Source organism: Nostoc sp. CENA543 (assembly GCF_002896875.1).
Taxonomy (GTDB): Bacteria; Cyanobacteriota; Cyanobacteriia; order Cyanobacteriales; family Nostocaceae; genus Trichormus.
Genome location: NZ_CP023278.1, coordinates 326,633 through 338,812, shown reverse-complemented (window position 1 = coordinate 338,812; position 12,180 = coordinate 326,633). Strand labels below are relative to the sequence as shown.

The 12,180-nt window shown below is 40.8% G+C and carries 11 protein-coding genes; 5 read left to right on the top strand and 6 right to left on the bottom strand.

The window, feature by feature from the left end; translation table 11 throughout:
- Positions 1 to 21 precede the first annotated feature (21 nt).
- Complete coding sequence (locus CLI64_RS01470; RefSeq protein WP_103135571.1) at positions 22 to 2,256, bottom strand: glycoside hydrolase; 2,235 nt, start codon at positions 2,254 to 2,256, stop codon at positions 22 to 24.
- A gap of 111 nt (positions 2,257 to 2,367) precedes the next feature.
- The gene (locus CLI64_RS01465) at positions 2,368 to 2,598 is read right to left on the bottom strand and encodes a NifU family protein (protein WP_103135570.1); all 231 of its coding nucleotides are present in this window, start codon (positions 2,596 to 2,598) and stop codon (positions 2,368 to 2,370) included.
- A 619-nt stretch (positions 2,599 to 3,217) separates the two neighbouring features.
- Between CLI64_RS01465 and CLI64_RS01460 the strand changes: the two genes are divergently transcribed.
- On the top strand, positions 3,218 to 3,586 hold the full coding sequence (locus tag CLI64_RS01460; protein WP_103135569.1) for a cyclic nucleotide-binding domain-containing protein: 369 nt from the start codon (positions 3,218 to 3,220) through the stop codon (positions 3,584 to 3,586).
- A gap of 243 nt (positions 3,587 to 3,829) precedes the next feature.
- Here the strand turns inward: CLI64_RS01460 and CLI64_RS01455 are convergent, their stop codons facing one another.
- Positions 3,830 to 4,672, bottom strand: coding sequence for a methyltransferase domain-containing protein (locus tag CLI64_RS01455; RefSeq protein WP_103135568.1), 843 nt, complete (start codon positions 4,670 to 4,672; stop codon positions 3,830 to 3,832).
- 246 nt (positions 4,673 to 4,918) lie between these two features.
- Between CLI64_RS01455 and CLI64_RS01450 the strand changes: the two genes are divergently transcribed.
- Together CLI64_RS01450 and CLI64_RS01445 are read left to right on the top strand one after the other, a co-directional pair.
- On the top strand, positions 4,919 to 6,253 hold the full coding sequence (locus CLI64_RS01450; RefSeq protein ID WP_103135567.1) for a TrkH family potassium uptake protein: 1,335 nt from the start codon (positions 4,919 to 4,921) through the stop codon (positions 6,251 to 6,253).
- Positions 6,254 to 6,328: 75 nt separating this feature from the next.
- Positions 6,329 to 7,024, top strand: a complete 696-nt coding sequence (locus CLI64_RS01445; protein ID WP_103135566.1) for a TrkA family potassium uptake protein — start codon at positions 6,329 to 6,331, stop codon at positions 7,022 to 7,024.
- A gap of 47 nt (positions 7,025 to 7,071) precedes the next feature.
- On the opposite strand, the gene CLI64_RS01440 is transcribed toward CLI64_RS01445, so the two are convergent.
- On the bottom strand, positions 7,072 to 8,253 hold the full coding sequence (locus CLI64_RS01440; RefSeq protein WP_103135565.1) for a tetratricopeptide repeat protein: 1,182 nt from the start codon (positions 8,251 to 8,253) through the stop codon (positions 7,072 to 7,074).
- Positions 8,254 to 8,429: 176 nt separating this feature from the next.
- Positions 8,430 to 9,566: a tRNA preQ1(34) S-adenosylmethionine ribosyltransferase-isomerase QueA gene (queA, locus tag CLI64_RS01435; protein ID WP_103135564.1), complete on the bottom strand. Its 1,137-nt coding sequence runs from the start codon at positions 9,564 to 9,566 to the stop codon at positions 8,430 to 8,432.
- A 123-nt stretch (positions 9,567 to 9,689) separates the two neighbouring features.
- On the opposite strand from queA, the gene CLI64_RS31855 reads away from it, so the two are divergent.
- Positions 9,690 to 9,815, top strand: a complete 126-nt coding sequence (locus CLI64_RS31855) for a hypothetical protein (protein WP_264082483.1) — start codon at positions 9,690 to 9,692, stop codon at positions 9,813 to 9,815.
- A 27-nt stretch (positions 9,816 to 9,842) separates the two neighbouring features.
- Positions 9,843 to 10,232 (top strand): hypothetical protein, encoded by a 390-nt coding sequence (locus CLI64_RS01430; protein ID WP_103135563.1) that lies wholly within the window; start codon positions 9,843 to 9,845, stop codon positions 10,230 to 10,232.
- 457 nt (positions 10,233 to 10,689) lie between these two features.
- Here the strand turns inward: CLI64_RS01430 and CLI64_RS01425 are convergent, their stop codons facing one another.
- Complete coding sequence (locus CLI64_RS01425) at positions 10,690 to 11,604, bottom strand: polysaccharide deacetylase family protein (RefSeq protein WP_103135562.1); 915 nt, start codon at positions 11,602 to 11,604, stop codon at positions 10,690 to 10,692.
- Positions 11,605 to 12,180 lie beyond the last annotated feature (576 nt).

Sequence of the window (12,180 nt, the reverse complement as noted above, 5' to 3'; positions counted from 1 at the left end):
CATTAATTTAAGAAGAAAAAACTAAGGTACTGCAATGGGAATTAAAGCATTTTCCGGTAAATATTTCTTGTAACATCCTTCATCAGCCAGGACTAAAACCAAGCGCAAAGGATAATCGGGAGGAACTTGTAAATCTGCCCAAGGTACTGCTAATTCTAAACAAGATTCTATAGCAACTTGAGCGCGACTGCTGCGGGGATGCCATTGATAATTTTCTCCGGCTTCCCTAAATTGTACTGATTGGGTGAGTAAGTTAATTTCTAAGTGATGATGATACAGGTAATTGAGGGGGGCTGTATCTGGTACTTCTGCTAAAGGAACGGGGCTATTGTGCATTGTTCTATCTGGATAGAACCACAATAAATTTAACTCTGTAGGTATATCTTTTCCTGGTGCAGAACCATTTTTAAAATCTAGGCGCAAGTAAAAATTCAGGTGATCAACTCCATACCAAAGACGCTGAATAGCACTGCTGACGTGCATTGTACCTCTTGCGCCACCGATTTCTATGCGTCCGGCTTTGTTCCAGTCTTGTTCATCACCTCTACCATCAATTATGGGATGAATAAAGCTTTGGGGCGAGTGGTCAACTTGTGCAGCGTGAACTTCTACTGGTTGTCGGAGATAGGGGGGTATCGGTTCATTTAAGGCTTTGTAGATACCGCATAGATGTTCGCGAAATAGTTGGTCGAAGATGGCATCTTGATTGGAAGAATGTCCTTCACCGAACCACCAGAACCAGTCAGAACCTTCGGCTGCATATAACGCTTCCCAAGCTTCAGGGTTATTTTCTTCTGTAGCTTCGGGATGACTGGCTAGCATTTCTCTAGCTTGGGTGAGGTAGTCCCAAGCGCGGTTTTTGGCGGGGTCGCCAATCCAAGTGGTAAAGCTACCATCTACCCAAGAACCACTATGCAGTTGTTCTCCTGGGATGGTGGCTGTGGGGGGGAATTTTTCGAGGAATTCGGAGACAGTAACGAGTTTGATGTGGGGTTCGTTGCTTAAACTTTGATATAAGGCTTCTAGGAAGGGTTTACCGTCTTGGGGATAAAACTCCCAACAGTTTTCACCATCTAAAGCAATGGTAACTAACCAAGGCTGTTCGCTGGGACGTTCTCTTTGCATTTTAGCGATCGCCTGCAAATGTCCCACCAAGTCAGCCGCCGCTTGTTTAGCAGGCATTGCGCTATAGGTAAAGCCAATTAAATCTGATAATCTATGATCACGGAATACTATGGCTAAATCTCCGGCTGGAGTTGTCAGGCGGTAAGGCTTGTACATCAATTCTGGTTCTTTGACATTACCCGCCCCATCTCGATGAAAGAAATGTTTCAATGTCCAGCCGAGAACAGCTTCATCTGAGCAAATCCAATTAAATCCTTGTTTAATAATATACGGTAAAATTGCGGGGCTGACTGACTGTTCGGAAGGCCATAAACCCCTGGGTTCTTGCCCAAATCTATCTGTGTATAGTTCCCAAGCTTTACGTAAATGGCGAGGAATATCTTCAGACCACTGAAAGCGGTAATCTGGCAAAGTCATATTTGACACTGCCACCCGTCCAGAGTTGGTATCAGCAAGTAGGGGCAGAATAGGGTGTGTGTAGGGTGTGGTGGTGACTTCCAATTGCCCGGCGGCTTGCATCTTGCGGTGTTGGGGGACGATGCGGCTGAGGATGTCACGCTGTTTAGAGTAGATGCGCTGGCGATCGCTTAATGTAAAGTTACGTCCTTGCTGTAACCAAGCTGCAATTTCTGGATCATCCCAAAATAATGGGTCTATCCATGATAAGTTATGCCACGCCAGCAAATCACCATACTCAGCCAATTCCCAATTAGCTAAACACCAAGCCTGTCCTTGTTCTTGTCTTTGATAATACAACTGGGCGTAACGGGGATGAGGGTCAATTAAGGTATGGTGATTGGCATCAAAAAAGTGTTGAATGATAAATTCTTTTTGTGCCTGAGTCAGCTGTTCTGTTGGTGTTAAGCTGGCTGTCAAGTAAGGATCAAAGGCCGTACCAGCAATATAATCTTCTAGTTGCAAGATTAAAGATGGTACTAAGTTCACCGTTTGATGTAATTTAGGGTACTTTTCCAGAATTAACACCAAATCCAAATAATCTTTTGTGCCATGCAGACGTACCCAAGGCAGACGGTATTTCTGACTTGAAGACTCCGAAACGCCATTGTTAGGAGACTTGTACAACGGCTGATGTTGATGCCAAATAAAGGCTACATAAAGTGGGTGAGACATGGAAACTGATTAAGGATTTGGGACTGGGTAATATTGATAAATTATGAATGATTTCAACTGCGTATTCATAACTCATTCCCAACCTAGTCCCATTTCCCTCAGTTTTTGCCGTTAGAGGATTTGCTCAACTTCGGCAATTTCAGGAATCATTTCCCGCAGACGACGTTCCAGACCCATTCTCAGCGTCATGGTAGAACTAGGACAAGAACCGCAAGCACCTTGCAGACGCAGTTTGACAATAGGCCCGTCGAGTTCCACAAGTTCCACATTGCCACCATCAGACATTAGATAAGGACGCATTTCATCCAAAACTTTTTCAACGTTTTCAACTGTTAATTCCATCGTGTGATACCTAGATAAGTTAACAATGGTGATAAGAGATTATGTTGTAGTGCTAAAGTCTACTACAAACCTATGCTCCAAAGTGTTATCTTTTGGACTTATTAAATCGATCCTAGATCCAATTGCGCCTAGATCGTCTTTATATCCAGAGTTTAGCGAATTCTTCACCATGCTGTGTGGGCGAGAGTCAATAGTCAATAGTCATTTGGCAGCGCAATGGTGGGGCTGTGTGGGGTGTGGTTGTGGTCTTGGTGTGTAAATTCTGATTGAGGTAGCTCTTGTGGCGATATTGTGGAAAGCGATCGCTACTGACTCTGAAAAATAGGTGCTTAGTCTAGCTAAGGCGGGGGGTTATCGATGAATCGATTTCTGGCGTTTTTGCAGAAGTCACCCCAACCTTGCGGTCGGGGCTACTTTTGCTACACCCCTTGCACTAAATAAATAATACCAGTATTAGCGATATTATGGTTGCCAAATTGGCAAAAATTCGTTTTTGGGTAAGTGCTTAATAATATTTTCGGAGTCTACCCTACTTTCAGTAAAGTAGTATACTTTACTCTGTGATTTTTTTGCCTAGTCGCAGATTTTCACTGACAATTAACAACTATGTAGATGTACTATGTCAAATCCTGTAATTACAGTTGGTATATTTCAAAAACAACATGACCCCCAAGTTTTTGCCGCAGGTCAGGTCATTTTCTCTCAGGGAGACTCAGGAGAATATATGTACGGCATTGTGGAGGGCGACATAGAAATACTAGTCAACGGTAAGGTTGTAGAAACCATTAGCTCTGGTGATGTTTTTGGTACTGGTGTACTCGTAGGTGTCAAAGAGAGGACTTATACAGCGATCGCCAAAACAAATTGTATGCTAGCCTATTTAGACGAAAAAAGATTCCTTTTTGCTGTCCAAGAAACGCCTATGTTTGCTTTGATGGTAATTAAAAATTATTCAGAGCGTTTAACTCGTTTGCAGCATTTGGTATAAATTGGGGACTGGGGACTGGGGACTCTCACAAGTGTAGGTTTTTTACCCAGCAGTGAGTGATGACTCTCAGACTAACAACAGAATCATTGTTTCACTCACCCCTACACCCCTAAACCCTTACACCCCTACACCCCAAAACCAAGGTTTTTGGTACACAACGTAAAAAACCTACATCTGTCAGGACTGGGGACTGGGGACTGGGGAGATTTAAGCCAATGCCCTATTCCCAATACCCAATGCCCATCATTTATTTCCGCACAATAAACCAAACTTAATTAACCCACGCTCATAGCCACGACGCATTAATCCTAGTGATAATGCGCCTTGAATTGTTGTCCAGCCGGCGCGTAGTAAACCGAATATGGCTTGGGGAGTGATGGCGGAATCAATCACTACATTCCAAAAAGGAGCAACGGCTTGTGACCAGTCAGCCGTGCGGATGTTATTTAATGGTAGTTGACGCGCGATCGCTTCATACTCTGGTAAAGAAATCACATAGGGTAAACAGTACACACGATAAATATCTTCTAAGTGTTTTTGCTCGTCTGCTGATAAGGGTAATTCCTCCGTAGGACGATGACACCAAGTCACCATAATTAACGTCCCGCCTGGTTTCAGCACCCTGTAGCACTCCTGCATAAACTTGGTTTTATCTGGCATATGTTCACCGCTTTCCAATGACCACACCAAGTCAAAAGTATCGTTATCAAAGGGCATAGCTTGAGCATCTGCCACTAAAAACTGACTTTTATCACTCAAATTCGCTTCTTGAGCGCGTTCTGTGGCTCTAGCGGCTTGTACTGGACTTAATGTAATACCTGTAGCTTGAGCGTTAAACTTGGCGGCTAAGTATAAAGAACTACCTCCAATACCACAGCCCACATCTAAGATGTTTTCTGCCGTTTTTACCCCTGCCCAACTCAGCAATTCTTCAATCAAATCTATTTGTGCTTGGCGGCGGTCTTTTTTAGCCTTGCCATCTACACCGTAATAGCCGTGGTGCATATGTTCACCCCAGATTTGCTCCCACAGGCCAGAAGAAGTATCGTAAAATTGCTGAATTCGCTGGTAAAGTGTTGCACTCATGGATAAATCAGTGTTAAGACAAAACAGAAATGAAAAAAAATATATTCGTAGGCTACCATGTGTGCTTTTAATTAAATAAGAAAGTTTTCATTTTTTGGGAAGTTAAAGTTCATCAACCATCTCAGGAAAAGTTAACTAATTCGTTGTATCTTCTCATACGAGAATCATTGCCAAATCACTTAAAAATTTAATGGTGTTTTATGTTACTTGGATACAAAATCGCACGTAGAGTATTTTGAATTTTTTATGACAGTTTCTCGCACTATTTGTTTAGGATTTCTGGCTGTCATCACCATTGGGGCTATTTTATTGATGATGCCTTTTTCCACTAGCAGTGGTAGCTGGAATGATCCAATTGTGGCATTATTTACTTCAACATCCGCAGTTTGTGTGACTGGTTTAACTGTAGTTGATACCGCCACTTATTTTTCTTTTTGGGGACAGCTATTTATTGCTTTGTTAGCACAAATTGGTGGTTTGGGTTACATGACAACCACTACCTTTTTGATTTTATTAATTGGGCGCAAGTTTGATTTAAGACAAAAAATCGCCATTCAACAAGCCCTAGATAGGCCGGGAATGAGTGGTAGCACGCAAGTTATTCGCTCAATTATTGCCACAACATTGATTTTTGAAATTACAGGGGTATTCTTACTTCTAATTGCATTTGTGCCGGATCATGGCTGGAGTAAAGGTTTGTGGTTGGCAATTTTCCATAGTATTAATGCTTGGAATAATGCTGGTTTTAGCTTGTTCAAAGACAGTCTAGTCGGCTATCAGTCATCTGCCATAGTTGTATTTACAATTACGGGCTTAATTATCTTTGGCGGAATTGGTTATCAGGTCATTTTAGAAACTTATATATGGTTGCGCGATCGCATCCTCAAAAAAAAGGCAACTTTAGTTTTTTCTCTAGATTTTAAGGTCGCAACTAGCACAACTTTAATACTTTTGGTTTTGGGAACAATTGCCTTTTTATTTATAGAAATGAGAAACCCTGAAACTCTGGGAAATAAAAGTTTTGTCGACCAAGTAATGCTAGCGTGGTTTCAATCAGTTACCCCTAGAACTGCTGGATTTAACACGATTGACAACGGCAAAATGACAACTGCTGGACTATTTATCACAATTGCCCTAATGTTTATTGGTGCTAGTCCTGGGGGAACAGGTGGTGGGATTAAAACCACGACTGTAAGAGTATTAACAAGTTGTACTAAATCAATTTTGCACGGAAAAGAAGAAGTATTATTATATGATAGAAAAATAGCTGTTTCTCTAATTTTAAAAGCTGTAGGCGTACTGGTAGGTTCTATATCTACAGTAATAATCTCCACGATTCTGATAGCTCTGACAGATCCAGAATTAGATTTTATTCAAATTTTGTTTGAAGTCATGTCAGCATTTGCTACAGTTGGACTTTCTACAGGAATCACCAGTAGTGTTACACCAGCAGCTAAAATCATTTTAATTATCACCATGTATATAGGCAGAGTAGGCATTTTACTGCTGATGTCATCTATATTAGGAGATCCTAAACATACCAGAATTCACTATCCCGAAGAAAACCTACTTGTGGGTTAGTTGAGTGTACGGGGTGACGGGGGGTATAAATGTTGACTAATAACTCATACAGGGATTGATAATAAGGATTACATTGTGAATCTTTCATCTTTAGGCTTTTTTCGCTCTTTACGTAGAGATAACCACCAATTCGCCGTGATTGGTTTAGGTCGTTTCGGTCGTTCTGTTTGTTCAACACTGCATAAATTAGGCTATCAAGTGTTAGCAACAGACGTTGATGAAAAACGCGTCTGTGCAGCATTGACAGAAGATATAGTTGGTCATGCTCTCCAGTTAGATTCTACCGAGGCGGCTGCTTTAAAGGAAGCCGGGATATTTGAGTTTGACACAGTAATTGTAGCGATTGGTAACTATGTTCAAGAAAGTATTATCACCACTCTAAATGTGAAAGAAGGTGGTGTACCTCATGTAGTTGCTAAGGCTTCTAGTGAAGTTCATTACAAGTTGTTAAAGCGTGTCGGTGCTGATCATGTGGTGTTTCCTGAATATGAAGCAGGTTGTGCTTTAGCAAGAACACTCACTAAACCATCCATCTTAGATAGATTTGACCTTGACCCAGATAACAGTATTGTCGAAGTCATTGTACCTGATGAATTTCACGGCAAGACTATTGCTGAACTCCAACTGCGTAACCGCTACGGTTTAAATTTGTTGGCTGTAAGTAATGATGGCAAATTTCAGATTAATCCTGATCCTTACAAACGTTTAGAACGGGGTTCAGCAATGGTAGTGATTGGTTGTAATAAAGATATTAATCGCTTACCGATTTAAAATCTCAAACTAATATAGAGACGCGATATGTCGCGTCTCTGTCAACTTTAAACTTTACCATTACCACCAACTTGATCTGGTGTAGAACTAGGAAGGTCTGGTTTAGATAGAGGCTGTTCTGATGAAACTGGTGTACCGCCGGAATTATCTGATTGACTTGGCTGTTGTGAATTGGATTCTGCGGTGTTGTTGGTGGGGTTTGTTGATGGCTGAGGACTAGATGCTTGTTGCTGTTGGAGTTTTTGTTGGGCGATTTTTTGCTCAACTTGCTGCATTAATTGTTCAGCTTTTTGTGCTTGTTCAAGATTCCCTTGTTCACGGTATTGAGTATGGGCGCGTTTTAATGCGCTACTGGCTTTTTTGAGTTCGCCTTGATTATATAAAGTTACACCCAAGTTATAATAGGCTGAGGCATTTTTGGGGTCTTGACGCACAGCTTGGTTATAAACGGCGATCGCTTCAGCAGTTTGACCTTGGAGTGCCATTAAACTACCCAAATTACTATAGGCTGCGCTGTTTTTGGGGTCTAGTTTCAAAACTTGCTGATAAGCGGCGATCGCTTCCTCCATTTTGCCAGATTCTTGCAGAGCGATCGCCAAGTTATGATAGGTATTAGCATCGCTACTATCAAAATTAATCGCTTGTTCGTAAGCTGCGATCGCTTCTGGTAATTGCCCTTGTTCGTAAAGCAATAAACCCAAATTATACTGTGTTGCAGCCCTGGTTGGTTCTACTACCAAAGCCTGACGATAAGCTGTAATAGCAGCTTCTTTTTGTCCTTGACGCTGCAATGTCAGCCCCAGATTATAGTAAGCTTCCCCCAAACTAGGGTTAATTCTAATCGCCTCACTATACTCTTGTACTGCTACATCCAAGCGATTTTGAATGAGAAATATATTGCCAAGATAATTTCTCGCCATCCCCAGACTTGGATCTCGCCGTAATGCTTGACGGAAAGCATATTCCGCACCAGGCCAATCACCACGGTTATAGCGTGTTACTCCCTGTTGGTAAGCAATAGCAGCTTCTAAATCTTGAGAAATGGGCGTTTGCATTTGCGCCATTGCCTGAGATGCAGGCAAATTCACAACTGTCGGTGCAACTAACATCACAGCAGCAGAAGCAGCACAGAGAATTCCGAGTGATGGTTTTTGCCAACAAGAAGCGCGATCGCCAGTTATGGGAGACAAACCGCAGAACCACTGCCTAACAAGATTTCGTTTATACATAATGGAATCTCTGTACGAAGGTTTAAATCCTTATAAGTCAGAGTACCCACCACTACATGAAAAATTAAAAATCACCGAAGAAAAATTTGTGAATTAGTCATTAGTCATTAGTCATTAGTTGTTCTCCCCCTGCCCTCTGCCCCCTGCCCCCCTGCCCTCTGTCCTCTGCCCCTGCCCTAAATTCTCGCTTCTGGTAAAATCAACATGGCATCGCCGAAGGAATAGAAGCGATATCGAGAGGCGATCGCTTCTTGGTATATATTTAGTAACCTTTGTCTGCCAATCAGCGCACTCACTAGCATTAATAGGCTAGAACGGGGTAAGTGAAAGTTTGTAATTAAACCTTCTACGACTCGCCATTGGTAGCCAGGATAAATAAATAGGTTTGTCTTGCCACAAAAGGGTTGTAAATCACCAGAAGCGGCGGCTGCACCTTCTAAGGCACGAACTACTGTTGTACCTACAGCAATAATGCGACCACCGTTTTGTTTGGTGGTACGGATTTTCTCTACCGTATCGGCGGGAACTTCAATCCATTCTTCGTGCATTTGGTGGCTGGTGACATCTTCTACTTCCACAGGGCGAAAAGTTCCCACACCTACGTGCAGTGTAATAAAAGCTTGGTGAATATTGCGATCGCCTAACTTGGCAATTAGTTCTGGGGTAAAGTGTAATCCAGCTGTGGGAGCTGCGATCGCTCCTGGCTGTTGGGCGTAAACTGTTTGATACTGCTCATCTGCGGCTTGGGAAGCTGTAATATAAGGCGGAAGCGGAATTTCTCCAAATTTATCTAAAATTTGTACCAAAGATTGATGTTCAGGCAAATCAAACTTTAATAATCTTCCCCCTGTATCTTTGTCAGTTTCTAAAACTGTGGCTGTGATTTGAGAATTGGGAAGTGAGGCAAGACCTAATTCACTAGGTGTAAAAAAGATTTTACTGCCCTTTTTAAAGCGTTTCCCAGGCTTGACTAAAGCTAACCAACAGTTATGTTGACGTTCTTCTAAAAGTAAAATTTCTACCTCTGCACCAGTTGACTTCCGCCCATACAATCGAGCCGGAATGACTTTAGTATCATTCATAATTAACAAATCGCCAGGGCGGAGGATGTCTGGTAAATCACGAAAAATGTGATGTAATGGTGCGCTTGTACTACCAGTAGTCTGAGAATTGACTACTAACAACCGAGAACTATCTCTGGGAACAGCAGGATTTTGTGCAATCAGTTCTGGAGGTAGTTCATAATCATACCCAGCTAATGAAGAATCTAAGTTTGGCTCTTGATTTGTATCGTTTGTTCCTTGATTAGACATTTGATTGTGATTAACTAGTCATTAGTCATTAGTCATTAGTCATCAGTCATTAGGGAACAGGGAACAAAATTTTTAATTTCGGATATTAAATCGATTACTCCCCAATCCCCAATCCCCAATCCCTTGCCTAGACTACAAGAATTGGTGACAGATACACAACAAAATCAAAATTGGGTAAAACTCCCCATGCCAAAACGGGGGCATTTACCCTACCGGAAAGTGGGGGAATTAAAGAAGATAGAGATGTAGGATTGGCTTTGATCCAAAAGCACCATGATGGAATACTTGTATTATCTGGCAAATGCCAGCCTAACTCTCAGAGTTGTTCAACACCTGCACGCTAGACCTAGAATCCCCGTTGCTTTCGTCACCGTAATTCATCAAATAGATGGTTGGGTGGTTAGGATCAAACTCAAAGAGCAAATTTCGCCGCAAGAGGATGGTGATATTCGGGCTTTCCTCAGTGAGTTGGGAATTACCTATGAACCACCAATGCGTGTGCAAATGGCACTTTGGAGTTTAGAAGCTGGGCAATGTCCTGTAGATGTGATGCGTCGCTATCAGGTAGCGATAGTTTCTCATGGCAGTCCTGAAAGAGAGGAAATTGAAGCTTTTCGACAGCAGTTTGTTCGAGGATTGGGTTACTGTCCAGAAACTCTGGCTTAAAACCCTATGTATCTAAAGACGTTACGTGATTTTTGGTAATTGGTCTTTGGTTGAGCGCGAATTTTCAATCATGACCAATTACCGACCATAGCGATTTTAGATTTCAGATTTGGGATTACTAACCTTATTATCAGTTTCATCAATAATTAAATGGACACCATTTATATTTTTAGTAACTATCAATCCAGTTTTAAAGAATTATAAGTATTTTAATCCGTCAGATTTTAGTCTGATAATTTGTCCAAAAAGCCCGACTCTAAAAAAGTCGAGCTTTTTACTGTATAGAAATATCAATATTGGTAGAGTGTTGATAACACTTCAAACCAAGATATGCTTTGCTAGTATTTGCCCTTAATCTGTTAATTTTCCATTCATAAAATGATGAATTATAAAGTGAAAATTATGATAGCAAGGTCTATTATTTAACTGTTTGCTGATTAATGAACATTTCGAGAAGTTATTTCTTCTTTGCTACCACCTTTTGGGCTTTTTCTTGCATTTCCAATAATTCTGGAATTGTCACAAAGCTATAACCTTGACTGCGAAACTTAGCAATAATTTCTGGTAAGGCTTGGATAGTTTTAGAACGATTCCCACCACCATCGTGCATCAAGACAATACCGCCAGGTCTTGCTAGGCTAAAAACATTGTTAATTAATCTGGGTACGCTGGGTTGTGAATAATCAACAGAATCTGATGACCACATAATAATCGCGTATTTATTATTTTTGGCATAAGCCGCCACCCCGTTGTTCATAATTCCCCCTGGTGGTCTAAATAAAGTTGTTCTGACACCAGTAATTTGATAAATTAACTCGGTTGTTTTAGCTACCTCATAAGCAGCTAATTGGGCATTCATCGTATGATACCAATGATGCCAAGTGTGATTACCAATGACATGACCCTCGGCTGCTACACGCTTGAGTAGATCAGGATACTCCTTGACATTTCTCCCAACAACAAAGAATGTACCTTTAACGTTGTTTTCTTTAAGAATATCTAATACTTGTGCTGTTGATTCAGGCCAAGGGCCATCATCAAAAGTTAATGCAATTACTTTTTGTTCTTTACCGAGAGTTGCTGATTTAATCACGGCTCCTTGGAAGCGTGGAGGTAAAGCAGAAATCCCCTTGGCTTGTGCTTGTAGCTGCCAACTATTCAGCATCATTGTTTTTAAGCTTTCAATTCGCTTTTGAGTTCCTGGTTTAGCGGCTGATGTCGGTACATTGCTGAAATCAATGCTGTGTCTACTCTCAGCATCAGATGTATTGGGTTTTACTAACATCATCAAACCAACACTCAAACTGGCACTTAAAGCAAACAGAGCAATTAATATTCCCTGTGGCCATAGCAACGACTTATTATTTTCCACTTCCTAGCTCCTCCAAGGTAACAACCATCAAACCCTATTGTGATGGTGATTTTTAACACATCTAAATCCCAATATTTGGATACGCAGAAAATATCGGATAATCCTGAAACTTTGAATACGAATTCATAGAAATTAAGAATCTACACCCTGGGATCTTGAGCAGCAACTGTAGGTAATAGTGTTTAAATTTATATACTGATTTCCTATAGTCTCTCTGAAAAATTTGATACCTTTGAATACTAGCTAAATTCACTCAAGGAGTAATGAAAGATTTCATTAGCTTTACTGAAAGTTTAGATATAATTACAGTCACTTAAGTGGTTTAGTATACAATTAAAAGGGTAATTAAAGTTATGTTATGAATTTCACAACTATTTAGTGTGTAGATATTTATCAAATATGAGCTATTCAAAATTTTTATTCAGGTTAAATATTTTATCTGCTAAAAGTTCTATGCAACTACTAATGATGATACACATTTTAGTATTGAATGCCATTTTTACCTTTTAAAGAAAAAATTAAGTTTTTACTGAGTTGTTTTCTAAGTTAGACTCTATCAAGCAGGTAGACTAAACT

What these genes read in the sequence shown, in the direction of transcription:
- CLI64_RS01470 (WP_103135571.1), bottom strand. Translation starts at nt 2,256, where the DNA reads ATGTCTCACCCACTTTATGTAGCCTTTATTTGGCATCAACATCAGCCG.
- CLI64_RS01465 (WP_103135570.1), bottom strand. Translation starts at nt 2,598, where the DNA reads ATGGAATTAACAGTTGAAAACGTTGAAAAAGTTTTGGATGAAATGCGT.
- CLI64_RS01460 (WP_103135569.1), top strand. Translation starts at nt 3,218, where the DNA reads ATGTCAAATCCTGTAATTACAGTTGGTATATTTCAAAAACAACATGAC.
- CLI64_RS01455 (WP_103135568.1), bottom strand. Translation starts at nt 4,672, where the DNA reads ATGAGTGCAACACTTTACCAGCGAATTCAGCAATTTTACGATACTTCT.
- CLI64_RS01450 (WP_103135567.1), top strand. Translation starts at nt 4,919, where the DNA reads ATGACAGTTTCTCGCACTATTTGTTTAGGATTTCTGGCTGTCATCACC.
- CLI64_RS01440 (WP_103135565.1), bottom strand. Translation starts at nt 8,253, where the DNA reads ATGTATAAACGAAATCTTGTTAGGCAGTGGTTCTGCGGTTTGTCTCCC.
- queA (WP_103135564.1), bottom strand. Translation starts at nt 9,566, where the DNA reads ATGTCTAATCAAGGAACAAACGATACAAATCAAGAGCCAAACTTAGAT.
- CLI64_RS01430 (WP_103135563.1), top strand. Translation starts at nt 9,843, where the DNA reads ATGGAATACTTGTATTATCTGGCAAATGCCAGCCTAACTCTCAGAGTT.